Here is a 24,771-nt window from a genome sequence, read left to right on the forward strand (position 1 = left end):
TGTCGAGCTTGCTACAAGCCGGAGAAGGAACACTCAATTTCGTGCAGGTACTGGCAAGTCGCAGTATTTTACCTATTGACAGCGTTTGTGTAAAATATTACCTTTTGTGGTAATACCACAAAAATTTGTTGTAGGACCAAGGGCCAGCAGCGTAGGGAGGCGACAATGACATTGGAGAAAAAAGGGGGAAAGAAAGAACGGTCGTCGGATCAAATTGAGATGAAGTTAATCAAGGCCATTTTGACTCGAGAGTACCCTACAGGAAGTACGCTGCGGCCAGAACGGGAGTTGGCAGAGTACTACGGGGTAGGTCGGCCAACCGTTAGAGAAGCATTGCAACGTTTGGAAAGGGATGGCTGGATCACTGTGCGAAAAGGACATCCGGCAATTGTCAACGATTATTGGCATCAAGGCAATGTAATGACCCTTGTCCATATCATTCAAAACCACGAAGATGTTACGGATGAGTTTATTTCGTACTTGCTGGAACTGCGGATATCGTTGGCGCCTGCTTACATTCGTAACGCGGTTGCTGCTCATCAGCCGAAGGTAGTCGCATTGCTTGCCAATCTCGATCAACTGAAACCTGATGCTGATGGTTACGCAGCGTTTGACTGGGAGCTCCAGAAAAATCTGACGAGGCTTTCCCCAAATCCTATCTATTTACTGATTGTAAACAGTTTTGATTCCTTTTACTTAAAAATGGCGAGAAAGTATTTTTCCATCCCGGAACACCGCGAGGCATCTTGGCATTATTATCATGAATTGTTGAATGTCGCTTTACAGGGAGATTACATCGAAGCAGAGCGTGTAGCCAGAAAGGCAATGGAAAACAGTTTGGAGCTGTGGAGAAACCGAACCAAGTTGGAACAAGACAAGTGAAGGAGCACAAGAGGAGGGCGGTTCTGTTGAAGGCAAAGTTTCTGAAGGAATTCTTTACGTTTCCGGATATCCTCATCATGAGCATTCTATTCCTGATTAGCTTGTCTTTCACTCTTTCTGGATGGTACCTATTGGAAACCTGGGTGGCACTCGTTGCGGGGATGATTGGGTATGCGGCAAGCGAATACTTGATTCATCGATTTCTCTTTCACCTCAAACCGCCTCGAAATCCATTTTTTCTCCATTTGTTAAAACGCTTACATTACGATCATCACGCCGATCCGAACAACTTGCATCTGTTGTTCTTGCCCGTGTGGTACAGCTTGCCGCTCATTGCAGGAACCGGAGCCGTTTGTTATCTGTTTACTTCCGACGTGATTGTGACCAATGCCTTTGTTACAGGCGTGATAGGATTTTTGCTATTTTATGAATGGACGCATTATATCGCCCATCGTCCGGTTCAGCCCATATCTCCATGGGGGCGCTGGATGAAAAAGCTCCATCTATGGCATCATTTCAAAAATGAACATTACTGGTACGGTGTTACCAGCCCTGTTTTTGACGTCATGCTGGGAACTTACAAGAACGAACAGGATGTTGAGAAAAGTTCAACCGTGAGGGATCTGGAAAGACGGTGGGACAAAGATGTTGAACTGTAAATGGCATATTTCGAAATTTTTTGCACGGCCATCCCTTTTTTGAGGGATGTTTTTTTTCTTCTCCTCCACTATGTAAGATGTAGGCACCTTCAATAGAGTTATTTTGAACATTCAAAAACCACATGGTAAAGAAAATGAAAAGAAAGGTAAAGATAATGAAAAGATTAATAGTGAGAAAATTAGTAATATTTAGTCATGTCATATTCTTTTCATTCTATCATCCAGAATAAGGGGGCATTCACAGTGAAGAAGAAGCACATGCTAGGTTCTATTCTTGCCCTGTCTGTCTTGCTTTCCACAGTCTTGGCAGGCTGTGGTGGCAGTCAGACATCCAGTGGGACGAATTCCGCGTCCAACTCCAATCAAGCTTCGACTAGCCCCGCGTCTTCATCGGCCGCAGCGGGTGGAGGCGGTACCTTGATTATTGCGCGCTTGTCCGATGCGAATAATTTGGACCCGCATTTCAGTACCCAGATTAATTCCATGGCAGTGACGCAGCACAAGCTCTATGAAGGTCTGGTCATGATGGATCGGAATAGTGAGTACAAACCTCTTTTGGCAAAGGAATGGAAACAAAAAGACGATGTCACCTGGGAGTTCACACTGCGTGACGGTGTAACCTTCCATGACGGGGAACCCTTCAATGCTGAGGCTGTGAAGAAGACAATCGACCGTATCTTGGACAAAGATAATCCGACTCCCAAAGCAAACATGTTTGGCATGATTAAAGAAGTAAAGGTCGTAGATCCACTGAAGGTAGAAATTATTTTACATTATCCGTTTGCAGGACTCCTGTCCGTACTGGCGAGTGCCGAGGGTGGCATCATCAGTCCGAAGGCGATTAAGGAATTCGGCAAAGAGTTGTCCAAGAAACCAGTAGGTACGGGGCCGTTTATCTTTGAATCATGGACGCCTGGACAAGAAATCGTCATGGTGAAAAACGAGAAGTATTGGGGCACCCAACCGAAGCTGGAAAAAGTTGTTTTCAAGACTATTCCTGAGGATGCGACACGCGTAGCCATGGTGGAAACGGGCGAAGCCCATGTCGCAGAACAGCTTCCGGTCACTGAACTGGAAAGGGTACAGAACTCGCAGAGCATGTCTTTGGGACGGTTCGAATCATTCGCAGTTGACCACATCGGGATGAACGTCAAACAGAAGCCTTTTGACGATGTTCGTGTCCGTCAGGCCATCGCCCATGCGATCGATAAGGAAGCGATTATTAAAGGGGTATATAACAATGTCGGTAAAGTGGCCATCTCGTCGTTAGGACCAAAAGTCATCGGCTACAGCCCGAATATTAAAACGCCGGAATACGATTTGAACAAAGCGAAGCAATTACTCACCGAAGCAGGCTACGCCAACGGATTCAAGGCAACCATCTATCTTAATGACAACAAGGCACGGATCAATGTGGCCGAAGTGCTGCAATCCCAACTGAAGGGAATCGGCATCGACTTGCAGATTCAAGTGATGGAGTTCGGCGCATATCTGGAGTTGGCGGCAAAAGGTGAAGCACAAATGTTCATTAGTGGCTGGGGCAATGCGACCGGGGATGCAGATTACAACCAGTACAACCTCTTCCATAGCACGTCAGCAGGTGTGCCAGGCAACCATTCCTTCTATAATAATCCGAAAGTGGATGCGCTGATTGAAGCAGGTCGTAAGGAAAAAGATCCAGAGAAGCGCAAGGAAATCTACGCGGAGGCCCAGCAAATCGAGATGGAGGAGGTGCCGTTGCTGCCATTCCGCAGCAGTGAAAACCTCGCAGCCATTGCAAAAAATGTACAGGGTGTGTACATCAGTCCATCCGGGTACATTGACGTGAGCCAAGTAACGATTCAATAGCAGGAGCATGAGACCTTCTCTAACAAATGGAGAGGGTCTTTTTTTAGTAGATAAGAATCTATAAAAACTCATATCGACATGGAAGACTTTTGCCCTTTGGGTACGAAGGCTTCACCAAAAATCTTGGCGAAGCCAGTATTGTGGCTGCGGTAGGGAGAAGAATATTTCCAGTCTAGGCTCCAGGCGCCGTCCTGCTAGGGGCTAAGACTGTCCGCTCCGAAGGGATTCGCGGAAAACGCAAAAGTGGTAGCCGCTTCGTAGCGCGAGCACGTTGCGTTTCTTTTGCCCGCTCATCCCTTCTCTGCTTGGTAGGACTCCACTAGTCGCTACGTCTGGAAATATTCTTCTCTGGCGTAACTGATGTCTTTCTTCATTCTTTCAAGTCTTAAAAGCTCGACGTTCTTAAGCGTCCACCTCTGAAACACATCCTGAGAGGACCACTTTGGACGCGGTTTCGCTTTATGCATGGAGTCGTACAGTGAATCCCCCAGCGGGTGGGACAAGAAGCTGAGCGTTTTCTCCTGTTTCCTCCACACCACTACAGCAATATTTACTCCAAGTCTATTTTTATTGCATTATTCGCACAAAAGTAGAAATACTGAAAAAAAGAGTAAAGAAAGTGAAAATACAAGTAAAGAGAGTGAAAATACAATGCCAGAATAGTGGGTAAAATGAAATATGCGCGAATGGTCAAAATATTCAAGTACATCTGGCGCAAAAAACGGTCACGACCGTTTTTTTGACCGCAAGCGGTCACATCAACATTTATGAAAAACGTTGAGACGCTTTTCACAAAAGAGGGGGATCACTACATGAAAAAGACGCGCTTTTTCCAGACGCTGCTTGCCATGACCGTTGCGGTTTCTACAGCGTTGGCAGGCTGCTCACAAGCACCTGAAGCAGGAGGGAGTACCAATTCTTCAGGGCAAACCAATGCTTCATCACCAGCTGGCAAAGAAGGCGGGACACTCGTCATTGCCCGTTTGTCTGATGCGAACAACCTTGACCCACATTTTCTAACGCAAATCAACTCCGCTGCCATCATTCATCACAAGGTATACGAGGGTCTTGTTCGGATGGACAAAGAAAGCAAATATGTAGGCTCACTCGCTTCTGAATGGAAGCAGCTCGATGACGTGACATGGGAATTCAAGCTTCGCTCCGGTGTGACGTTCCACGATGGCACGCCATTCAATGCGGAAGCTGTGAAAAAGACGATTGCTCGTGTCCAAGACCCGGCAGTAGGCTCTAACCGTGCCAATTTGTTTGAAGCCATCAAAGAGGTAAAGGTCGTGGATGATACAACGGTTCAATTCATCCTGAACTATCCATACGCACCACTCCTGTCCGTGCTCGCCAGTGCAGAGGGTGGAATTTTGTCACCAAAAGCGATCGAACAGTATGGGAAAGACTTGACCAAGCATCCAACGGGAACAGGGCCTTACAAATTCGAATCATGGACACCAGGTCAAGAAGTCGTCCTGGTGAAAAACGATAACTATTGGGGCGAAAAACCGAAGCTGGACAAAGTCGTCTTCAAGACCGTTCCAGAGGATACGACCAGACTCGCGATGGTCGAGACAGGCGAAGCGCATGTGGCTGAGCAATTGCCAGTGACAGAAGTCGATCGGGTGAAAAATTCTCCGAGTATGACACTTGGTCGTTATCCTGCTTTCGCTAGCGATCATATCGGGATTAACAACTCGAAGAAGCCATTCGATGATGTGCGCGTTCGTCAAGCGATTGCACATGCGATCGATAAGAAAACCATCATTCAAGGGGTTTACAACGATGTCGGGACGGTTGCTCATTCTTCTATCACCCCGTCCATGGTTGGTTACAGCCCGAATGTAAAAGACTTGCCTTACGATCTGGAAAAATCCAAAAAGCTATTGGCGGAAGCTGGATACGCGAACGGCTTCAAAGCAACCATTTACTTAAACGATAACAAGGCACGAGTTAGCTTGGCAGAGGTACTGCAGCAACAACTGAAACAAATCAATATCGATTTGGAAGTGAAAGTGCTAGAGTTCGGTGCTTATATTGAAGCAGCCAACAAAGGCGAAACAGAATTGTTCCTCAGCGGTTGGGGCAATGCCACAGGTGATGCAGACTACAACCAATACAATCTGTTCCACACGAAATCGCAAGGGGCAGCCGGCAACCATGCTTTCTACAGCAATCCGGAAGTGGACAAGCTGATCGATGAGGGCCGCAAAGAGAAAGACGAAGAAAAACGGAAGCAAATCTACGAAAAAGCACAGCAAATCGAAATGGACGAAGCGGCAATGGTACCGTACCGCTTCTCAGAAAACCTTGCAGCGATTCAAAAAGGTGTAGAGGGAGTTTGGATCAGCCCGGCGGGACACATTGAGATCGACGATGTAACGTTGCCATAACTTTTAGCAAAAAATGCTTCATGATCAGCATAGCTTCGCCCATTGGGAACGAGCTATGCTGATTGATTATACAAAGAAGAATAAAATGGGGGCGAGTCTATGAAAAAACAGAAGATGCTAGGTTCAATGCTGGCAGGTATCCTGAGCGTTGGCCTCGTGCTTACAGGCTGTTCAACAGGTACAGAGCAAGGTGCGGCAGGGACTCCGACTGCGAAGGAAGCTCCGGCAACAGATCAGACGCTGGTGATTGCACGGCAGTCAGACGCAAACAATCTAGACCCGCACTTTATTTCAGCGATCAATGCAGCGAGTGTGGTCCATCACAAAGTGTACGAAGGCCTCATCCAGCGAGATGATAACATGGCGTTCAAACCGATGCTCGCCACGGAATGGAAGCAGTTGGACGATGTCACCTGGGAGTTCAAGCTGCGTCAGGGAGTCAACTTCCACGATGGTACGCCGTTTAACGCCGAGGCGGTGAAAGCAACATTCGCACGCGTCCTCGATGAAAAGGTCGCCTCTCCACGTGCGTCACAGTTCAAGATGGTATCGGAAGTCAAGGTAGTGGATGATTACACCGTTCATTTCAAGCTAGCCTACCCGTATTCTCCATTACTATCGATCCTCGCCAATCACGAAGGCAGCATCATTAGTCCAAAAGCAATTGAGCAATACGGCAAGGAGCTGAGCAAGCATCCCGTTGGTACAGGGCCGTTCGTATTCGAATCGTGGACACCTGGCCAAGAGATCGTGCTCGTGAAAAATGACAACTACTGGGGAGAAAAGGTAAAATTCAAGAAGGCTGTCTTCAAAGTCGTACCAGAGGACACGACACGCGTAGCCATGGTAGAGACGGGAGAAGCGCATATTGCTGAACCATTGCCGGTGACAGAAATTGACCGCGTCAGTAATTCCCCTCATATGAGCTTGTACCGCACAGAGGGCTTGGGGACAGATTTCATCGGGTTCAATACGAAGAAAAAACCGTTTGACGACGCTCGTGTTCGCCAGGCGATCAACTATGCGATTGAGACCGATGCGATCATCAAAGGTGTGTACAACGATGTCGGAACAAAAGCGAACTCTGCAATGAGTCAGAAGGTTCTTGGATACGATGAGGCGTTAAAAGGATACGAGTTTGATCCGAACAAGGCGAAGGCTCTGTTAAAAGAAGCAGGCTATCCGGAAGGCTTCAAGACAACCTTGTGGACAGGCGATCGCAAGGAACGGATTAATGCTGCGGAAGTGATCCAGTCCCAGTTAAAGGGGATTGGCATTGAAGTAGAGGTAAAAGTGCTAGAGTATGGAGCCTATTTAGATGCAGAAGACAACGGTGAAACAGAGCTGTTCATCAGCGGCTGGGGCAATGCCACTGGTGACGCTGACTACAACCAGTACAATCTGTTCCACTCCAGCTCTTTGGGCAAAGGCGGAAACACAACGTTCTACGTGAATAAAGAGGTGGACAAGCTGATCGAAGAGGGGCGCCGCGAGCAGGATACGGAAAAGCGCAAGCAAATCTATGCAAAGGCGCTGGAGATTGAAAAGCAAGAAGCACCAATCGTCCCAATCCGCAATCTTGAGCATGTCGCCGCAGTCGCCAAAAACATCAAAGGCTTCTGGATCAGCCCATCTGGGTACATGATGATCAATGGCATTACGATTGAATAACGCAATATTTAGAGAGAAAAGGATGGAGACGGAGCATGAAAGAAAGCTTGTGGATCAAAAATGCGAGTCTGGAATGTGGTTATACAGAGGCGAATGGCATCGTGACGGGAACAAAGACGGAGTGTTTTCATGTCTTGCTCACGGACGGCCGCGTGGAGAACGTCGTACCTGCTACTTCTGATATACCCGATGGGGTATCTGCGTGGGATGCACAAGGCCTATTGATGCTTCCTTCTTTCCGGGAAATGCACATTCATCTGGACAAAACATTTTATGGAGGCCCGTGGCAAGCCGTTCTTCCTGCTCCCAATCGTTTTTTTCGAATCGAACAAGAGCAGGAACTGCTGCCCCGCCAACTACCCGTCGCTCGTGAGCGTGCAGAAAAGCTGCTGGAGTTAGTGCAATCACACGGTGCTACTCACGTGCGAACCCACTGCAACATTGACCCGGTCATTGGGCTGAAAAACCTGGAAGCTACATGGGAGGCACTGGCAACTTATCGTGAAAAACTTTCCTGGGAAATTGTCGCGTTTCCCCAACATGGCTTGCTACGAAGTGATTCTGTTTCCCTCGTTCGCGAGGCGATGAAGCATGGAGCTGGCCTCGTCGGTGGTGTCGATCCCGCCACGTTTGACGATGATATTGAGAAATCACTTGATACAATGATGGACATAGCAGTGGAAGCAAATGCGGATGTTGACTTGCACTTGCACGAGCCTGGACATTTGGGTGTTTATATTATGAAAAAACTGGCTGCTATGACGAAGGATGCGGGGTGGCAAGGTCGAGTCACTGTCAGTCATGCTTACGGGCTAGGAGAGGTTCCGACTGCTGTGGCAGAAGAGGTCGCGGAGCTTTTTGCCGAGCAGCAAATCGCTGTCATGTCAGCTGTGCCCATTGATATGCCGACCATCCCGATTCCGTTGCTTCATGCCAAGGGCGTCCATGTTGGTTTGGGCAATGACAACATCACCGATCATTGGGACCCATTTGGAACTGGAGATATGCTGCAAAAAGCTAACCGTCTGGCTGAACGGTTCCGATGGATCGATGAGCGATCTCTATCACGTGCACTGGGATTCGTTACAGGTGGCTTGACTCCACTGGACCAAGCTGGGAATCAGGTTTGGCCGAAAGTAGGAGACGAGGCAAATGCGGTTTTCGTTCGTGCCAAATGCTCCGCCGAGGCTGTGGCTAGACTATCTCCGAAGGAAGCAGTGGTTTTCTCGGGCAAGATGGTTTGGCAGAAACAATAAAGAGTAGGAAACGTAATCCGATCTTCTTCAGGAGGTCGGATTTTTGTTTATAAAAGTTGCTGTAGTGGAGGAAGAAGTGCATTTCCAGTCTACGCTTCGGCCTCCGCCCCGCAAGGGGGATTGACTGCTCGCTTCGGAATAAATGGCGGGAGCGCTTCAAACATAGAAGTTTCGAGGAGGTAGTTCATAAGTGAAGCTTAAATTCCCCGCCATTTATTCCTACGCTGAGATGGGCTCCAGAGGCGCTTGGACTGGAAATGCACTTCTTCCGGCGTAGCTTTGGTAACATCTTGAAAGTAGATTCAAGGCGACAATTGATTACGTAACTAACTATAAAATGATTTTCATAGCAAATCCATACATTAGAATGCTACAGAAGAACAATCATGAAGAACCTTCAAACATTTTCTTCTTGTTGCTTTTCATACATAGATCGAAAAATAGACACAAGCAACGTCAAAGAAGCGTGTTTCCAGTCATAGCGCCTCTGGAGCCCGACCAAGCGGAGGGATGAATGGCGGGAGCGTTTTTAGCTTCAACGTGCGAATACATCATCGAGGCTACCACTTTTGAAGCGGCTCCCGTCATTCATGCCGGAGCGGACAGTCTTCACCCCCAGCGGGGCGTAGGCCGAAGCGTAGACTGGAAACACGCTTCTCCACCGAAGCTACGAATCCAAGTATCTTTCCATCTGCACGAAATTAAATAAAAGTAAAAATATTATAAATTGATGTAAAGATGCTGAAAGGTTCGGTTGAAAATCTACCGTATAATGCAAATAAGAAATACATTCAGAATTTTCGACGGTATTCTACAGGGGGTAGACACAAATGAAGAAAACGCGCATGGTCGGTTCCTTGTTGGCTCTGACATTGACGGTTAGTGTTGCGCTGACTGGATGTGGTGGTGCGAGCTCGGAGCAATCCAGTTCGACGAATACAACTGCTACAGAAGCTCCGAAAGAAGGGGGAACCCTGATTGTAGCCCGCAAGGCAGACGCCAACAATTTGGACCCGCATTTCATCTCTAATATTCCTTCGGCAAACTATGTGTATGGAAAAGTGTATGAGAGCTTGGTTTCTCGCGATAAAAACGGCGAGTACAAGCCTACACTCGCTACTGAATGGAAACAGCTCGACGACCTGACATGGGAGTTTAAGCTCCGCGAGGGCGTTACGTTCCATGATGGTACACCCTTTACAGCAGACGCTGTGAAAAAGACGTTCGAACGTGTACGCGATCCAAAGGTTGCATCACCGCGTGCATCTAACTTCTCTATGATCAAAGAAATCAAGATCGTGGATGACAAGACTGTACATTTCGTGCTGGAGTATCCTTTTGCACCGCTGCTCTCCATCTTGGCTAGCTCGGAAGGAAGCATTATCAGCCCGAAAGCAATCGCCGAGCATTCCGATACATTGGCGAAGCAGCCTGTGGGAACCGGACCTTTCAAATTTACAGCGTGGGCACCGGGTCAAGATATGAAACTTTCGAAAAATGATACCTACTGGGGTGAAAAACCAAAGGTAGATGAAGTAGTGTATAAGGTCGTTCCAGAAGATACGACACGTGTAGCGATGATCGAAGCAGGCGAAGCGCACATCGGCGATCAGCTTCCTGTGACAGAAGTAGAGCGCGCACAGGCATCTCCTGGCATGAACATGGTACGTGCAGAAGGCTTGGGTGTGGATTATATCGGCTTTAACGTGCAGAAGAAGCCATTTGATGATGTACGCGTACGTCAAGCTGTCGCACATGCTATCGAAAAACAAGCCATTGTGCAAGGGGTATACAACAATGTGGGAACACAAGCTGTTTCCTCGATGTCGCCAAAAGTAATCGGCTATAACCCGAATCTCCAGGATTACTCGTATGACGTCAATGCAGCAAAAGCACTGCTTGCAGAGGCAGGTTACCCGAACGGCTTCAAGACGTCCATCGTGACAGACGACCGTAAAGAGCGCATGAACGTAGCAGAAGTCATCCAGTCACAGTTGAAAGGCATCGGCATTGATTTGGAGATCAAAGTAATGGAATACGGTGCGTATCTGGAGCACACAGACAATGGTGAGCATGCGATGTTCATCGGGGGCTGGGGCAATGCAACAGGGGATGGCGACTACAACCAGTACAACGTCTTCCACAGCACTTCGAAAGGCAGCGCAGGTAACATGGCGTTCTACAACAATCCAGAGGTAGACAAGCTGATTGAAGAAGGTCGTCGCGAAAAAGATGCGCAAAAACGCAATGAAATTTACGCAAAGCTGCAAGAAATCGAGTTAAAGGAAGTACCGATTCTTCCAATCCGCACGATTGACCATGTGGCAGTTACATCCAAGAATGTAAATGGCTTCTGGCTGAGCCCTGTTGGCTACTTGATGCTGGATGAAGTATCGATCAACTAATGGTGATAGAAGGGATGGCGTTTGTCGCTGTCCCTTCTTTCGTCACGTCAATAGAGAGGAATTTACGCTCTGGACCGGGAATCTAACTTGGGGAAAAGAAATGCGCAAGAGACAAGTCATGGGGTGGAAAACATGCAGGAAGAGCAGCTAGACATTTTTGACGAAGCAGGACAGCACATCGGGGTAGAAGCGCGTAGCGAAGTACACCGCTTGGGGCTGTGGCACCAAACCTTTCACTGCTGGATTTATCGCGTAGTAGATGACCAGATCGAATTGTTGTTCCAAAAAAGACATCCACAAAAGGATACTTGTCCGAACTTGCTCGACATTACCTCTGCCGGTCATCTTCTCGCTTCGGAACAGCCATGTGACGGCGTTCGGGAGTTGGAGGAGGAGCTGGGCTTGTCCGTGAGCTTTGAGGAATTGGATAAGGTAGGCGTCTTTCGTGATGTAATGGTTGCCCCCTCCATCATGGATAAGGAAATGTGCCATATATTTTTGTACGAATGCGATCAACCCTTACACGAGTACCGAGTACAGGAAGAAGAAGTCACGGGGCTATTTTGGGTCAGTCTGCATGAGCTAGAGCGGTTGTTTGCGGGCCAGATCGAGCAGATGACGGTGAATGGATTTTTGCTAACGGAAAATGGCGAGCAAAAAGATACAGCGATGATCACGGACAAAGCTGACTTTGTTCCACATGAGGTGCATTATTACCAGCAGGTGTTTGCAGCAGTGAAGCTACGCGCAGCCAATCGATAACCCTGATCGGAAAAACAATGCCTCGCTTGTCATCGACAAGACGAGGTTTTTCGTTGGTTGAGAAAGATTGGCGAAAACATGTTCCCTAATGTGGTATACTAGACAATGCTTTTTCGCTGCTCGCGATCATGCGTAGTTAGAGAGAGGAGATCGAGATGAGATTACAGATTATGATTGCCCTAATGCTCTCGACATTCCTTGCTGCGATGGAAGGAACGATTGTGAGTACAGCCGTACCACGTATTACGAGTGATTTGGCAGGTTTTGAACAGGTGAGCTGGGTATACGCCATCTACATGCTTGCCACTGCCGTATCTGCTCCCATTTACGGCAAGCTGGCTGATTTATTTGGCCGAAAGAACGTTTTATTAATCGGGATCGGCATCTTTTTGTTAGGTTCCACGCTCTGTGGAGTGGCGACGTCGATGTGGCAGCTCATTGTATTCCGTGCCATTCAAGGCTTGGGTGCAGGTTCAGTCATGCCGATTACGATGACCATTATCGGAGATTTGTACACCGAGCAGACTGCCCGAGCGAAAGCGCAGGGCTGGATTAGCGCTGTATGGGGACTTTCCGGTGTGGCAGGTCCGCTGGTCGGAGGATTTTTGGTCGATACACTGACGTGGCGTTATATCTTTTTTCTTAATTTGCCTTTTGGCCTCGTATCGTTTTTCATGCTCGTCTTTTTGTACAAGGAAAAGCTTGCCGTCAAAGAAAAGCGCCATATCGATTATCCGGGAGCGCTTATTTTTTCGGTCGGGACCATCGCCTTGTTGTATGCCTTACTAACAGGTAGTCAGAATCAATCCTGGGCCAGTCCAGTGACGATTTCCTTGATCGTATTTGCTTTGGTGACCTATCTGGTGTTTGTATCGGTGGAAAAGAAATCACCTGAGCCACTAATTCCGCTTTCGCTTTTTACCAATCGAAACGTGGCCATGACCAATCTGCTGACACTCTTGACCAATGGAATTGTAATCAGCATGGTGGTGTACTTGCCGATCTGGAGCCAGGGAGTCTTGGGAGAAAGTGCGACAATGGCTGGCTTTGTCCTGACGCCGATGCCAGTTTGCTGGACGATCGGCTCTATCCTTGCCGGGAACTTGTTAGGCAAGCTGCGAGCTGAACAATTGTTTATCGCAGGGACAGCTGTTCTGACGGTAGCGACAACATTGTTGAGCTTCTTGTCCGCTCAGTCAGCGGGATATCTCATTTATGTGGCTGTAGGCTTAATTGGTTTGGGAATGGGACTCATTTCTCCGATCATCATGGTAAAAATTCAATCATCCGTTGCAGTCGACAAGAGGGGGACAGCGGTTGCCCTCAATACGTTCACGGGTACATTTAGCCAAACCTTCGGGGCAGCCGTATTCGGAATGTTGTTCAACATGGTGACTGTAGCAAGTGGTCATGCGAATTTAGGGGCCTCGTTTGAACACGGATCGATTCCAGTGGCACAGCTGGCACAGATCCGAGACTTATTGGCTAGCGGTGTTCATGTGGTCTTCACAGGTACCTTAGTGCTTGCGATAGGCAGCTTTGTTCTGGCGCTTGTGATCGCAAAAGGAAGCCGAGTCAAACAGACACACTAATTCGAAGACGTCCGCCGAGTGCGGGCGTTTTTTCAATAATTGGTTACAGTTTTCCAAAAAATACAAACTTCATATTGCCAGTTGCTACATTCATCGTTACTATTTTCCTAGATGCCCAAATTCTTGCGGACAGGAGTGCATGAGACGATGGAGGAGATTCGACCGGTTTCAATTGACGATATCGATGAGGTCGTTAGGATTGCAGCGATGAGTTACCCTGGAAGCAATCTACTGGGTGCAGAGAGCAGGCAGCGATTTGCCGAACGCGTAAGGGAGACGATCGAAAACGACCCGCACGTCAGCTACCACGGATGCTACCGTGATGGACGACTGGTCGGGATTATGAAATGGTACGATTTTCCCATGAATGTTCACGGTACACCGCTTTTGACTGGCGGGATTGGGTTGGTCGCCGTGGACCTTTTGCATAAAAAGGAAAAAGTGGCCATGTCGATGCTGCAAGGTTTTCTTTCCAGCTATCGGGAGCGGGGAATCTCGTTGGTCTCTCTCTATCCGTTTCGTGTTGATTTTTACAAGCAAATGGGGTTTGGAATAGGGACTAAGGTTCATCAATACAAGTTCAAGCCGTCCAGCCTGCCGTTTGTAGGTAAGGATAAAATCGTTTATATAGGAAAAGAGGACAAAGAAGAACTGTCTGCGTGCTATCATCGTATCGCCCGTCAAACACATGGCATGATCAAGCGAACAGATCGAGAGTGGGACAGAATCCTCGATAGTCCCGAAATGATTACCGTCGGCTACCAAAAGGAAGGGAGACTAGGCGGCTATCTCGCTTTTCAGTTTCAGAGCGCCCATGAAAAAAACAAACTCTTCAACAACATAGAAATAAGAGAGCTTCTGTATGAGAGCCGCGAAGCACTTGCACAACTGCTCTCTTTCCTGCGCAGCCAGGCCGATCAGATTCAACGGATCGAGTTTACGACGCCGGACGAAGATTTTCACTTGTTGCTATCTGATCCGGGCAATGGAACGGATTCGATCTTGTGGAGCATTTATCATGAGAGCCATGTATCCGGAGTCGGTCTGATGTATCGGATCATTGATGTGCCTGGATTTTTCCGTCAGCTCTCCCACCACCGTTTTGGTTCGGAAACGGTAAATGTAAAGCTGACGATCCGCGATTCGTTCCTGCCTGAGAATGAAGGAACATGGCTCATCAAGTTTGTCGATGGACGTCCGGAATTAGGAGAGGCAGTAGAGCCTGACGTTACGGTGCAGCTAGATATTTCGGATTTTTCTTCGCTCGTGATGGGGGTAGTAACTGCCCGAAAGCTGCATCAATACGGCCAGTTGGAACTGGATGCCCCAGAAAAGCTACCCATTTTGGATAGACTGTTTGCTGTTTCCGAGAAGCCGCGAAGTGTGACAACCTTCTAGAAAAGGAGGATTGTCACGTTTTTGACACATTTGGTTATCTTATGATGCTTCCTCCCATATGTTGTTAGTAAATGGGAGGAGGCAGGTTTTATGATCTTTCTTACACTGGTTATCTTTTTTGCGTTTCTTTTGATTGTTTGGGTGGTCGTTAGACTCCTCTTCCGGCTGGAAAAGCATGATTCCATCACACATGATGAGAGAGAATTATGGAATCGCTTTCAGGTGAAAGAGCAGGAGATCAAATACCGAAAGCCCAAAAAATAAAAAGAAAGGCGCCAAGGTGACAGGCGCTCTTTCTTTTGCGTCTTACCCACTATGAGAAGAGAAAGAAGGAGAAGAAAATGCCAGGTAGATCAGAGGGGCATCAACGTGAATTTTTTCGCTTACGTCTAGAATACGCCCTCTGTGCAGACATGACTATTGTGCTGATCAAAGGGAAAACCATGGAGATTGGGAGCACGCAGGTATTGATCGAGGATATCGGGGCAGGTGGACTTCGTTTTCTTTCTCATCTCAAAATGCCGGCAAATGATCAGCTCGTTCTGCAGTTTGCGACGGAATTGTGCGGACAGGCTCTGAAAATGTACGGCCATGTAGTCCGCACGATTCCGTGGGAAACGGACTATTACGAATACGCTGTACGGTTTACGATGGAAGAGGAACAACATCTGGAGATTAATCGCATGGTAAACCGATTGGCGATCCGCTATCGGCAGAAGCGGACAGCAACAGAAGGACGTTTCTATAAAGGTGACCGCCTGGCATTTTTAAAAGAGTTGGCTCAAGCAAGTCTTGCGATGCGAGCCAGTGAAGCATAAACAAAAAGGCTTTCTGTTGTGCGAATAGACAACAGGGGGCTTTTTTGTTTGACACAAAACAAACGTAATGATAAGTTATCTATAATAAATTAAACGAATAAAGGTTGTGTTTATATATGAGTCTTCATGAAGCATTTTGGAGCGCTTCCCTTCAAGAGTGGAAGCAAGGTTACATCGAACAAGGTGAACATTTTATGTGTTTGCTCTGTGGGGAACAGGTGGAGAAAGGAATTATTTATCCAGTGGATGGTGTCCTGTACGAAGCGTCCCGGTTTATGCGCCATCATATCGAGGCAGCGCACGGTTCTGTCTTTACTCACCTGAGCCAGTTGGATAAACGATTGACGGGCTTGTCTGATCATCAGGTGAATTTGCTTCGCCTCTTTTATCAGGGCAAGACAGACGCCGAGGTTCAAAATGAAATGGGGATCGGCAGTGCATCGACGATCCGTAACCACCGCTTTGCACTCAAGGAAAAAGAACGTCAGGCCAAGGTGTTCCTGGTCATGATGGAGTTATTACATGAAGCGGATAAAAATCAATCGTCCAACGATGCCAAATCAAGCAAGCAAAAGAATACCTCGAAAGATGGCGATGCCGCAGAGTATGCCGCGATCGTAAAGAGGCTCTTGCCGAATGGACTATCAGGTCGATTGGAGCGTTTCCCGCGTAAGCAAAAGCATAAACTGATCCTCCTCGAAGAGATTTCCAAAAAATTTGAGCTCGACCGTTTCTACACTGAGCGAGAAGTGAATGAGATTTTGGAAGGTCTCTACGACGATTATGTGACCTTGCGGAGATATTTAGTCGATGTTGGTCTGATGGATAGACAGGCGGATGGCAGTCAATATTGGCGGATCGCAGTGGAAAATGAAGGAGAGGAACGGGGGCCGCAACAGATGAATCGCAAACAAGAGCTCAAGCAGATGTACAAGGAAGTAGAAACCGATGCAGGCGTGTATCAAATTAAGAACAAGCAAAATGAAAAAGTGTTCATCGCCAGCACGAATAACCTAAAAACGATCAACGGCAGAAAGTTCATGCTTCAGCATGGTTCACATCCTAATCGTGAGCTGCAAAAAGACTGGGATAAATACGGTCCGGACGCTTTTGAAATCGAAGTTCTAGAAAAGGTGGAGAAGAAAGACCATCCGTATTTTGATGGGAAGGATGCCCTGGAAAAGCTCGAAGATAAATGGATGAAAAAGCTGGCGCCATATGGTGATCGAGGCTATCACGTGCAAAAAGATCCATCCTAGTCTCGTCTATCATCCAGCATGCGGAAGCGCTCCAAGTGATCCCACAGGCCTTCCTTTTGCAAGACCTGGATTTGTTTTTCGCCCAGTAAATCAAAATGTGGGAAGGGTGCGCGGTTATGAATGTAGACAGGATCGAGTCCGTTGGCTAGGCACCAGTCTGTCAGTAGCGAATAATTGGCACAGCCTACTTTTGTAACGGTTTTGATTCCGGGAAACCGGGGGTCCAGCCAATAGTGGGTGAGAAATGCCAATTCGCCTCGACTAACGGCTTGCTTCCAACGGTTCAGTTCGTCTCGTGTAATCCCAAATGCCACTCTTCCTCATCCTTTGCAAAGCAGTCGTGTTTCTCACTCATTAATAGCATGGAATGGTAGAAACGTCAAAAAGACAGTTCTCCCCGGGCATAGCCGACGGAAACTGTCTTTTTGTGCTTGGTTGCTTACCGAACTCCTGTTGGAAGCTGAGGCGGGACGTAATTCAACTCTTCGTCCGCAGTGATGTAATCGGTGTTGACCATGAGGAGCAAATAGCGCTTGCCGGTTTGCGGATCGCTGATAATAATGTGGTCGCGGCCAGCCGTTTCGAGGACGCCACGAAAAATTTTGGCGTTCCATTGGCTGTTGTTTTCAAATGTTTGGTACACCGTAATGACCTTGCCTCGATTCAACCGAAGGATGTTTTCGATGTACGATTCTTCCAGCACTTGCCCAGGAGTAATGGGCATTCCAGGAATCAAGGCTCCGCTTGGCTGCATCGGAACTAGTTGAGGTTGCTGCTGCTGAATCATCTGCTGCTGTTGCTGAGGCATGCCGTATGGATACTGTGCGGATGGGTACATGTCGTAACCGTATTGTTGTTGAGGGTAACCAGTGTAAGGCATTTGTTGACTCATGATGAACTCGCTCCTTTATCTATCTAATTCTTTTAATAGACGCGTGGACAATCTGCTGGTGTTGGAACGAAGAAGCAGTGTGCCTTATAGCGACCGGAGTTTTGCTGATCCCACCAGGTAGGAGGGCAGTTTCCAGCAGGACGGTAGAACCACAATGCGTTGCTCGCAGGGCGGGTTTTCTCTCCATTGACTGCCCGCTGTGCCAGTCTTCTGTCTTTTTCCCTGGCCCGTTGATAGAAATACGGCTTCTGGACCGCTTCGAATCCTCCCGGAGATTGATAGACCATGTCACGCATGCTGCGAATGTTTTTGAAGTCAAGGCAGTTACCTAAAATCCGATTTACTCCAACGTTGCCAACCATCAACATGCCCAACTCACCTTCACCCTCAGCCTCGGCCCGAATCAGTCTGGCAAGCATATCTACATCACTGGAGTTCGCTTTGATGACGGCCATTGCTTCACCTCCTTCCACAAAAATCACAATAACAATATATGGGCGAATAATAGATTGGTGATTGGCCCGATAAATTTTTCATCAAGTTGACGTTTACGTAAACGGCAGTTACAATCGCTTTATTCGGTAAATTTCGAATTTTATAAATGTAAGTAAGGGGCGCTGGACATGAGCAGAGAAGGAATACAGAAGGAAGAATCGTGGACCATCTCTGATCTTGCTCAACAATTAGATGTCAGCACCAGAACGATTCGGTACTACGAAGAGCTCGGTTTGATTTTCCCCAGTCGAACAGAGAAGGGAAGCAGGCATTATAACCGCAAGGATCGTGCCCGGCTGCGACTCATTCTGCGAGGGAAGCGCTTCGGATTTTCGTTGGATCAGATTCGCGAGATGATTGAGCTGTTCGACGAGGATCGTACAGGTCGTGCGCAGCTTATGCGAACGATTGAGTACGGCAACCAAAAGCTGGCTGAGATCGACGAGAAAATCATGGAACTCCGACAACTGAGAGAAGACATTCTCGTCTACAAGCAAAACTTTGAACAAAAATTGCTTGAAGAAAATGAGGAGGAGAAACGATGAACGTATCAGCTCTGCTCGCAGTAAACGGAAGGAAATATCCGGACAAGTCCGCGCTGATTGCAGGAGATGTAGAGGTCAGCTTTTCCCAGTGGGACACACGCTCTACTCAGTGGGCTTGCCATTTGCAAGAGCTTGGCATCGAGCAAGGGGATCGGGTTGTCATGCTGATGCCCAATTGCCCGGAGTTTGCCATTTTTTACGTCGCCATCATTCGCAGTGGTGCCCTCGTTGTACCGATTAATGCACGCTCAACTCAAGAAGAAGTACGACATATATGTGAACATGCCGGAGCAAAGGCACTTCTTGTTCATGATGCCCTCGTGCCTATCGTGAATGAGTGGGTCCTTCAAACGCCACAGCTTGTGGCAATCAAAACAGGTCCGAGCCAAGGGAATTGGTTTGGAATCGCTGACTGGGATGCCAATAACGTGTCTTTTGATAAAATGAATGCGCTTTCTTCACAGCCGTATTTGGCGAACATGAACGAAGATAGCGAGGTCAGCATCCTGTATACTTCTGGTACGACTGGACGCCCTAAAGGGGTGCTTTATACACATAGAAACTTATTGACGGTCGCGAAAATGATGTCGATTGAACTGACGATGACACATCATTCACGAATTTTACATTTGATGCCGCTGAGTCATTCGGCTCCCCTCCATCTCTTTTTCATCGCAGGGCTCATGCTTGGCGCCACTCAGGTAATGGCCTTGACCTTCTCGCCGCAGCTTCTTTTGGATTTGGTGCAGCAGCATCGGATTACGCATTTCTTCGGAGCGCCAGTGGCGTATTTGCTGACGATGAAGCATCCCGAGTTTGCGGCGTACGATTTGTCTTCCATCGAACATTGGATGTATGGCGGGGCTCCGCTGTCCAAAGAGATGGCTTCGGTTATGGAAGAAGCATATGGACGCGATAAACTGGCGTGCGTCTACGGCTTGACGGAGGCAGGGCCGACTGGAATGTGCCTCTTGCACCGCGAGCATCCGGATAAAATCGGCAGTCTAGGCAATCGTGGTGTATTGTTCGTCGAAATGGAGGTTGTAAACGAGCGAGGAGAGCGATGTGCCAGTGGCGAAGCGGGTGAAATTCGCTTGCGCGGAGAAGGGACAATGAAAGGATATTACAACAATCCAGAGGCGACAGCAGAGACCATACGCGATGGGTGGGTGTACACTGGCGATATGGCACGCGTAGATGAGGATGGGTTTCTGTGGATGATTGATCGCAAAAAAGACGTAATGATTACGGGAGGGGTAAACGTCTACCCACAGGAAATCGAGCAGTTGTTGGAGCGTCATCCGTCGATTGGCGAGGTAGCTGTTGTTGGTTTGCCGCATCCTGAGTGGGGTGAGACGGTTACGGCTTATGTGGTACTGAAGCCAGGAGTCGATACCAATCGTGAGTGGCTAGAGGAAATCCAAGGCTCTTTGCGTGGTCATCTCGCCGATTACAAGCTCCCTCGACAGGTGAATATCGTTCCTGCACTGCCGCGGAACACGAGCGGAAAAGTCCTGAAGCATGTATTGCGTGATGTCAGTTCCCAAAAGGAAGTGGAGCTGCGATGAGTGATTTGCAAACGAGCATCGATCAGCGAGCATACAGCGACAATATCCCGCATCCGCGTACGCCACAGGGGCAAAATTTTTTCAAAGCAGATCCCAACCTCGATTACTTACTGGAACGTTATCTCCCTGCTTCTATGCATGAATGGGCCAGACAGCAGTTGAGCTGGCTAGGTGCGCAAGTGGCAGGACCCATCGATGAACGTGCTGCTTACACAGACAGAGAAGGAAAGCCGAGATTGCGCAAGTACAATCGGCTGGGCGAGGACATTTCCGAGATCATTACCAATGAAGGTTACAAGGAAACCGTAGCAGAAGTGTACGGAGCAGGCATCGTCAGCTACTTGTATCAAGACATACCTGAGTTGGGGAGAAAAGCGCCGTACAGCTATTCCTTTTTCATGGGCTATCTCGTGAGTCAGTCTGAACCGGGCTTCTATTGTCCTGTCACCTTGTCGATGTCAGCCGCTTATTTAATTGATCGCTATGGCAGCGAAGGACAAAAGGAGCAGTACCTGACAGGGCTGACCTCTCGCGATCGCACTCGCTTGTATGAGGGGGCTACTTGGCTGACGGAGAGACAGGGCGGTTCGGATGTCGGTGCGAATTTGACTGTAGCAGAGCCAGTAGCAGGTCGGCCGGGTGTGTACCGATTGACAGGAGAAAAGTTTTTTGCGAGCAATGCGGGAGCATTTGTTGCGACTGTATTGGCGAGAATCGATGAGGAGAAACCGGGGACAAAAGGGCTTGGACTGTTTTTGGTGCCTTGGATAAAGCCTGACAATGAACGCAATCATATCCAGGTCCGCCGTCTGAAAGATAAGCTGGGCGTCAACGCTGTACCATCTGCGGAGATCCTGTTAAACGGGGCAGAGGGCTATTTGATCGGGGAGCCGGAGAACGGCTTCAAGTACATGGCAGAAGCCCTGAATCTCTCTCGCATTTGCAACGCGATTGCTTCGATTGGGATCATGCGTCGAGCTTTTTACGAAGCGAGGTATTATGCGGAGCAACGTCGTGCATTCGGGAAACCAATCGATCAGTACCCGATGGTAAAAGAAATGCTGGTCAGCCTCTTATTGGATACGGAGGTAAGCACGGGTGCGGTGTTTGATATGATTGCTGTTTATGATCGCTTGCAGTCTCATTCCGCCAGCAAAGAGGATAACGCGCTTGCTCGCTTGCTGATTCCTTTGCTGAAATACCGTACAGGGGAAGAGGCTGTCGAATCGACCCATACCGCAATAGAAATTCATGGTGGTAACGGTTATATCGAGGAATACGTGACGCCGCGTCTGTTACGTGATGCGCAAGTTTTGACCGTATGGGAAGGCACCTCGAATATACTCGCACTCGATATTTTGCGTGTGATGCAAAAAGAAAACAGCCACGAGGTGTTTAGCAGATTGCTTCGGGAGCGCATAGCTGGCTGGAAGCATGCCTTCTCACTGCCGCACGCCGAGTTGATTCGGACAGAACTGGCTATCATGGAGGAAAATATCGCCTATCTCATGCAGCAGACCCACGATTATGTAACGTACAAATTAAAAACGCTCGCAGACCATATGGTAGATTTGTACACCTTAACTTGCATCGTCAGTGAGGCCGAGGATCAGGTGACACGAAAGGGAAATGCGCGCAAATACATTTTGGCAAAGCTGTATGCCGATAAGCATTTCCATTCACAAGAAAAGCGGGGGGTCCAAGCTGATTCTTTGCTGGATGTTCAGTTCTTCACTCAACTGGTGGAGTATCAATTTGTCAGCGTAGAAGAGTGGGCCAAACAGTCCACTATTGTTCCGACCCGATAATCAAAAAGCGCCTTTAGACCACTTGTTGAGGTGGCTTGGGCGCTTTTGATTTTTACGCATACCGCTTGCGGCGCATACTCCAAATAAACCAGATCGCAGCAACCACTGTTGCGACCGCCAGCAGCGTGATCTCAAAGTATTCATCGATCAGAACCTTTGCGTGTTTTCCGTATAAATAAAACAAGGTGCCAATCAAATAAAACTTCAATCCCCGCCCGATGATCGCATAAAACATGAGTTTGGTCAGCGAGTAATTGAATACGCCAGAGAGCACAGTGAAAACCTTGAAAGGAATGGGGGTAAAAGCTCCGATTAGTACGGCAGCATCCCCGTTTTTTGCGAATTTTTCCGTCGCTACAATAACCCATTTTTCAGGGAGAATCTTGTGCAAAAGTGGTTTTCCCAGCCATCTTCCCAAGAAAAATCCGATAGGGGCGCCGAGGACGGAAGCAGTAAAGGCTACTGTCGCAAACTGAATCGCTGAGTCTGGATCGAGCAGACTCATCGCAATTTGCATAAAAAACGGAGGAATCGGACTAATAAATGAGTCCAAAAATGCCATGGCAACAAGTCCCCACATCCCATACTGCATGAATAGCTGTGTGATATGTTCGAGCATGAGCATCTCCTTAGAAGGTTTTTTCTATTGTAGCTATCCTATGCCAGTTTGTCCAAAGAAAGACCACAACGGAAGTTGGATGTCGAGGGCCAAATTTCATCGGAACAATAATCAAGTTACGCAGACGGTTTCAAAATAAGTGGATCAATGAGCTTATCCTAGGTCGGATATTGGTAATGAAGTCCTTGTTTTTCATTGACGCTAGGAAAGATTATCCACTAAAATGAAGGGAAACAGGACAAACATCATGGGAGGAACCAATGAAAACATTGGGTTCGGGAAAAGTCGTTTTCTATGCGCCAAACGGGACTAACTTGCAATTGTCAGGGGAAATTGACGTTCGTGGTGACCGGGTATCCATAACAGAAATCATCTATTTTAATGGTCAACCAAATGGAGCACGCGAAACGAATTTGCCACTCGCGCAAACCGTGATTTACTGGGAGCCAGAAGTATACGAACAGATCGGATATGAAGAACAATAAGAATCATTGCGATTCCATGCCCTGTCTCTAGCAGGGTTTTTTCGCGTACGGCAGCGAATCTGCCAGCACCTCGGGCTATAGCCGATGTCCCGGTATTGTGTTATGATGTGGGATGGAATTTACGTATGGTACAAGGAGTGATCCTTATGATCGATTCTATATTGGAACGTGCACTCGCAGGTGAACGACTGGGTCTCGAAGACGGTCTGGCTTTGTTTGCGAGCAATGAAATCGAAAAGATCGGACATTACGCTAATCTGGTCATGCAAAAGCATCATCCAGAACCGATTGCGACTTTTGTCATCAGTCGCAACGTCAATTACACGAACGTATGTGACACGTATTGCCGTTTTTGTGCCTTTTACCGTCGCCCGGGCTCTTCTGAAGGATACGTTCTCCCCAAAGAAACGATTTTCCAAAAAATTCAGGAGACCGTGGACGTTGGCGGTACAGAAATCTTGATGCAAGGCGGTACCAATCCGGATCTGAAACTGGATTATTATACGGACCTCTTGCGTGAGATCAAGCAACGCTTCCCGCAGATTACGATGCACTCTTTGTCTGTAGCGGAAGTGATGAAAATCGCGGAAGTTTCCAACATGTCTGTCGAGGAAGTACTGAAAGAGCTGAAGGCAGCAGGTCTCGATTCCTTGCCGGGAGCGGGCGGCGAAATCCTCGATGATCGTACACGTCGGAAGATTTCCCGTTTGAAGGGTTCTTGGACAGAATGGATCGACACACAAAAAGCTGCACACCGTGCAGGTTTGCCTGGCACTGCTACGATGGTCATTGGTTTTGGGGAAGAGATGGAGGAGCGCGTACTGTCCCTTCTGCGCATTCGTGATGCTCAAGATGAGACAGGCGGCTTCAAAGCGTTCATCGTCTGGACCTTCCAACCGGACAACACCAACATGAAGGCAGTCAACAACACGCCAGAGGAGTACTTGAAAACACTGGCAATCAGCCGCCTCATGCTGGATAATATCGAAAACTTCCAATCCTCCTGGGTGACGATGGGCCCGCATTACGGTCAGCTTTCTCTCTCTTATGGGGCGAACGATTTCGGTCAAACCATGATGGAAGAAAACGTTGTTTCCGCAGCGGCATGTACGTACAAGGTCAACACGAACCAAATTTTGGAGCTCATTCGCGGCGCAGGCAAAATTCCTGCACAGCGCAACACACAGTATGACATTCTGCGCGTTTTCAAAGACGGCGAGATGGCAGAACGTGATTTTGTCATGCAAAACTAAATAACCTACAGACGCTTCTCTGCCCCCTTCTAACAAAGGGAAACTGGCAGGGGAGCGTTTTTTGGTTTTTGAATCAGGAACTTTTTACCTGCAACCTTCCCTGAGTTTCCAACCGTTTAAAAGTATATCGCTCCTGACGGGACATATACTGTAACTA

23 protein-coding genes are annotated in these 24,771 nt (G+C 48.0%); 19 read left to right on the top strand and 4 right to left on the bottom strand.

All coding sequences use genetic code 11. The features are described from left to right. Window positions 1–165 precede the first annotated feature (165 nt). The 14 genes from AB432_RS08435 to AB432_RS08505 all read left to right on the top strand — a co-directional run bounded on the left by AB432_RS08435 (window position 166) and on the right by AB432_RS08505 (window position 16,949). Window positions 166–882 carry a GntR family transcriptional regulator gene (locus tag AB432_RS08435; RefSeq protein ID WP_048031898.1) on the top strand — a complete coding sequence of 239 codons (717 nt, stop codon included), beginning with the start codon at window positions 166–168 and terminating at the stop codon, window positions 880–882. 26 nt (window positions 883–908) lie between these two features. Further along, window positions 909–1,541: a sterol desaturase family protein gene (locus AB432_RS08440; RefSeq protein ID WP_048031899.1), complete on the top strand. Its 633-nt coding sequence runs from the start codon at window positions 909–911 to the stop codon at window positions 1,539–1,541. A 243-nt stretch (window positions 1,542–1,784) separates the two neighbouring features. Next, on the top strand, window positions 1,785–3,389 hold the full coding sequence (locus AB432_RS08450; RefSeq protein WP_048031900.1) for a glutathione ABC transporter substrate-binding protein: 1,605 nt from the start codon (window positions 1,785–1,787) through the stop codon (window positions 3,387–3,389). 812 nt (window positions 3,390–4,201) lie between these two features. Next, window positions 4,202–5,788, top strand: a complete 1,587-nt coding sequence (locus tag AB432_RS08460) for a glutathione ABC transporter substrate-binding protein (protein WP_048031902.1) — start codon at window positions 4,202–4,204, stop codon at window positions 5,786–5,788. 99 nt (window positions 5,789–5,887) lie between these two features. Next, the gene (locus tag AB432_RS08465) at window positions 5,888–7,459 is read left to right on the top strand and encodes a glutathione ABC transporter substrate-binding protein (RefSeq protein WP_048031903.1); all 1,572 of its coding nucleotides are present in this window, start codon (window positions 5,888–5,890) and stop codon (window positions 7,457–7,459) included. A 35-nt stretch (window positions 7,460–7,494) separates the two neighbouring features. Further along, on the top strand, window positions 7,495–8,715 hold the full coding sequence (locus tag AB432_RS08470) for an amidohydrolase family protein (protein WP_048031904.1): 1,221 nt from the start codon (window positions 7,495–7,497) through the stop codon (window positions 8,713–8,715). Between the two features lie 514 nt (window positions 8,716–9,229). Next, window positions 9,230–9,424: a hypothetical protein gene (locus AB432_RS08475; protein ID WP_048031905.1), complete on the top strand. Its 195-nt coding sequence runs from the start codon at window positions 9,230–9,232 to the stop codon at window positions 9,422–9,424. Window positions 9,425–9,545: 121 nt separating this feature from the next. Beyond that, window positions 9,546–11,120, top strand: a complete 1,575-nt coding sequence (locus tag AB432_RS08480) for a glutathione ABC transporter substrate-binding protein (RefSeq protein WP_048031906.1) — start codon at window positions 9,546–9,548, stop codon at window positions 11,118–11,120. A 132-nt stretch (window positions 11,121–11,252) separates the two neighbouring features. Then, the gene (locus tag AB432_RS08485) at window positions 11,253–11,882 is read left to right on the top strand and encodes an NUDIX hydrolase (protein ID WP_048035736.1); all 630 of its coding nucleotides are present in this window, start codon (window positions 11,253–11,255) and stop codon (window positions 11,880–11,882) included. Between the two features lie 155 nt (window positions 11,883–12,037). Continuing rightward, window positions 12,038–13,474: an MDR family MFS transporter gene (locus AB432_RS08490; RefSeq protein ID WP_048031907.1), complete on the top strand. Its 1,437-nt coding sequence runs from the start codon at window positions 12,038–12,040 to the stop codon at window positions 13,472–13,474. Window positions 13,475–13,621: 147 nt separating this feature from the next. Continuing rightward, window positions 13,622–14,872 (top strand): GNAT family N-acetyltransferase, encoded by a 1,251-nt coding sequence (locus AB432_RS08495; RefSeq protein WP_048031908.1) that lies wholly within the window; start codon window positions 13,622–13,624, stop codon window positions 14,870–14,872. A 90-nt stretch (window positions 14,873–14,962) separates the two neighbouring features. Further along, window positions 14,963–15,136 carry a hypothetical protein gene (locus AB432_RS30680; protein ID WP_007728597.1) on the top strand — a complete coding sequence of 58 codons (174 nt, stop codon included), beginning with the start codon at window positions 14,963–14,965 and terminating at the stop codon, window positions 15,134–15,136. 77 nt (window positions 15,137–15,213) lie between these two features. Then, window positions 15,214–15,690 carry a PilZ domain-containing protein gene (locus AB432_RS08500; protein ID WP_048031909.1) on the top strand — a complete coding sequence of 159 codons (477 nt, stop codon included), beginning with the start codon at window positions 15,214–15,216 and terminating at the stop codon, window positions 15,688–15,690. A 116-nt stretch (window positions 15,691–15,806) separates the two neighbouring features. Further along, the gene (locus tag AB432_RS08505) at window positions 15,807–16,949 is read left to right on the top strand and encodes a DUF2087 domain-containing protein (protein WP_048031910.1); all 1,143 of its coding nucleotides are present in this window, start codon (window positions 15,807–15,809) and stop codon (window positions 16,947–16,949) included. Here AB432_RS08505 and AB432_RS08510 read toward each other — a convergent pair. The 3 genes from AB432_RS08510 to AB432_RS08520 all read right to left on the bottom strand — a co-directional run bounded on the left by AB432_RS08510 (window position 16,946) and on the right by AB432_RS08520 (window position 18,296). Continuing rightward, window positions 16,946–17,263 carry a hypothetical protein gene (locus AB432_RS08510; protein WP_048031911.1) on the bottom strand — a complete coding sequence of 106 codons (318 nt, stop codon included), beginning with the start codon at window positions 17,261–17,263 and terminating at the stop codon, window positions 16,946–16,948. The genes AB432_RS08505 and AB432_RS08510 overlap by 4 nt on opposite strands. 125 nt (window positions 17,264–17,388) lie before the next feature. Further along, window positions 17,389–17,841, bottom strand: a complete 453-nt coding sequence (gene gerQ / locus AB432_RS08515) for a spore coat protein GerQ (RefSeq protein ID WP_048031912.1) — start codon at window positions 17,839–17,841, stop codon at window positions 17,389–17,391. A gap of 32 nt (window positions 17,842–17,873) precedes the next feature. After that, window positions 17,874–18,296, bottom strand: a complete 423-nt coding sequence (locus tag AB432_RS08520) for a cell wall hydrolase (RefSeq protein ID WP_048031913.1) — start codon at window positions 18,294–18,296, stop codon at window positions 17,874–17,876. 168 nt (window positions 18,297–18,464) lie between these two features. Here AB432_RS08520 and AB432_RS08525 point away from each other — a divergent pair, with 168 nt between their 5' ends. Genes AB432_RS08525 through AB432_RS08535 form a run of 3 tightly spaced genes read left to right on the top strand, consistent with a single transcriptional unit; the run spans window position 18,465 to window position 22,257 of the window. After that, window positions 18,465–18,881 (top strand): MerR family transcriptional regulator, encoded by a 417-nt coding sequence (locus AB432_RS08525; protein ID WP_007728588.1) that lies wholly within the window; start codon window positions 18,465–18,467, stop codon window positions 18,879–18,881. Continuing rightward, window positions 18,878–20,449: a class I adenylate-forming enzyme family protein gene (locus AB432_RS08530; protein ID WP_048031914.1), complete on the top strand. Its 1,572-nt coding sequence runs from the start codon at window positions 18,878–18,880 to the stop codon at window positions 20,447–20,449. The genes AB432_RS08525 and AB432_RS08530 overlap by 4 nt, the downstream gene beginning before the upstream one ends. Continuing rightward, entirely contained in the window at window positions 20,446–22,257 is a 1,812-nt protein-coding gene (locus AB432_RS08535) for an acyl-CoA dehydrogenase family protein (RefSeq protein WP_048031915.1), read from the top strand. The genes AB432_RS08530 and AB432_RS08535 overlap by 4 nt, the downstream gene beginning before the upstream one ends. A 52-nt stretch (window positions 22,258–22,309) precedes the next feature. On the opposite strand, the gene AB432_RS08540 is transcribed toward AB432_RS08535, so the two are convergent. Continuing rightward, a complete protein-coding gene (locus AB432_RS08540) occupies window positions 22,310–22,876 on the bottom strand; it encodes a YqaA family protein (RefSeq protein ID WP_048031916.1) in 567 nt (188 codons plus the stop codon). Between the two features lie 260 nt (window positions 22,877–23,136). Here AB432_RS08540 and AB432_RS08545 point away from each other — a divergent pair, with 260 nt between their 5' ends. After that, window positions 23,137–23,361 carry a hypothetical protein gene (locus AB432_RS08545; RefSeq protein WP_007728577.1) on the top strand — a complete coding sequence of 75 codons (225 nt, stop codon included), beginning with the start codon at window positions 23,137–23,139 and terminating at the stop codon, window positions 23,359–23,361. Window positions 23,362–23,507: 146 nt separating this feature from the next. Then, on the top strand, window positions 23,508–24,614 hold the full coding sequence (gene mqnC, locus AB432_RS08550; protein ID WP_048031917.1) for a cyclic dehypoxanthinyl futalosine synthase: 1,107 nt from the start codon (window positions 23,508–23,510) through the stop codon (window positions 24,612–24,614). The last annotated feature ends 157 nt before the right edge of the window (window positions 24,615–24,771 follow it).

Origin of the sequence: Brevibacillus brevis, from assembly GCF_001039275.2 — a bacterium.
GTDB lineage: Bacteria > Bacillota > Bacilli > Brevibacillales > Brevibacillaceae > Brevibacillus > Brevibacillus brevis_C.

Excerpts from the sequence above, each read along its gene's own strand:
- AB432_RS08435 (WP_048031898.1), top strand. The coding sequence starts at position 166 with ATGACATTGGAGAAAAAAGGGGGAAAGAAAGAACGGTCGTCGGATCAA.
- AB432_RS08460 (WP_048031902.1), top strand. The coding sequence starts at position 4,202 with ATGAAAAAGACGCGCTTTTTCCAGACGCTGCTTGCCATGACCGTTGCG.
- AB432_RS08465 (WP_048031903.1), top strand. The coding sequence starts at position 5,888 with ATGAAAAAACAGAAGATGCTAGGTTCAATGCTGGCAGGTATCCTGAGC.
- AB432_RS08470 (WP_048031904.1), top strand. The coding sequence starts at position 7,495 with ATGAAAGAAAGCTTGTGGATCAAAAATGCGAGTCTGGAATGTGGTTAT.
- AB432_RS08475 (WP_048031905.1), top strand. The coding sequence starts at position 9,230 with ATGGCGGGAGCGTTTTTAGCTTCAACGTGCGAATACATCATCGAGGCT.
- AB432_RS08480 (WP_048031906.1), top strand. The coding sequence starts at position 9,546 with ATGAAGAAAACGCGCATGGTCGGTTCCTTGTTGGCTCTGACATTGACG.
- AB432_RS08485 (WP_048035736.1), top strand. The coding sequence starts at position 11,253 with ATGCAGGAAGAGCAGCTAGACATTTTTGACGAAGCAGGACAGCACATC.
- AB432_RS08490 (WP_048031907.1), top strand. The coding sequence starts at position 12,038 with ATGAGATTACAGATTATGATTGCCCTAATGCTCTCGACATTCCTTGCT.
- AB432_RS08495 (WP_048031908.1), top strand. The coding sequence starts at position 13,622 with ATGGAGGAGATTCGACCGGTTTCAATTGACGATATCGATGAGGTCGTT.
- AB432_RS30680 (WP_007728597.1), top strand. The coding sequence starts at position 14,963 with ATGATCTTTCTTACACTGGTTATCTTTTTTGCGTTTCTTTTGATTGTT.
- AB432_RS08500 (WP_048031909.1), top strand. The coding sequence starts at position 15,214 with ATGCCAGGTAGATCAGAGGGGCATCAACGTGAATTTTTTCGCTTACGT.
- AB432_RS08505 (WP_048031910.1), top strand. The coding sequence starts at position 15,807 with ATGAGTCTTCATGAAGCATTTTGGAGCGCTTCCCTTCAAGAGTGGAAG.
- gerQ (WP_048031912.1), bottom strand. The coding sequence starts at position 17,841 with ATGAGTCAACAAATGCCTTACACTGGTTACCCTCAACAACAATACGGT.
- AB432_RS08520 (WP_048031913.1), bottom strand. The coding sequence starts at position 18,296 with ATGGCCGTCATCAAAGCGAACTCCAGTGATGTAGATATGCTTGCCAGA.
- AB432_RS08525 (WP_007728588.1), top strand. The coding sequence starts at position 18,465 with ATGAGCAGAGAAGGAATACAGAAGGAAGAATCGTGGACCATCTCTGAT.
- AB432_RS08530 (WP_048031914.1), top strand. The coding sequence starts at position 18,878 with ATGAACGTATCAGCTCTGCTCGCAGTAAACGGAAGGAAATATCCGGAC.
- AB432_RS08535 (WP_048031915.1), top strand. The coding sequence starts at position 20,446 with ATGAGTGATTTGCAAACGAGCATCGATCAGCGAGCATACAGCGACAAT.
- AB432_RS08540 (WP_048031916.1), bottom strand. The coding sequence starts at position 22,876 with ATGCTCGAACATATCACACAGCTATTCATGCAGTATGGGATGTGGGGA.
- AB432_RS08545 (WP_007728577.1), top strand. The coding sequence starts at position 23,137 with ATGAAAACATTGGGTTCGGGAAAAGTCGTTTTCTATGCGCCAAACGGG.
- mqnC (WP_048031917.1), top strand. The coding sequence starts at position 23,508 with ATGATCGATTCTATATTGGAACGTGCACTCGCAGGTGAACGACTGGGT.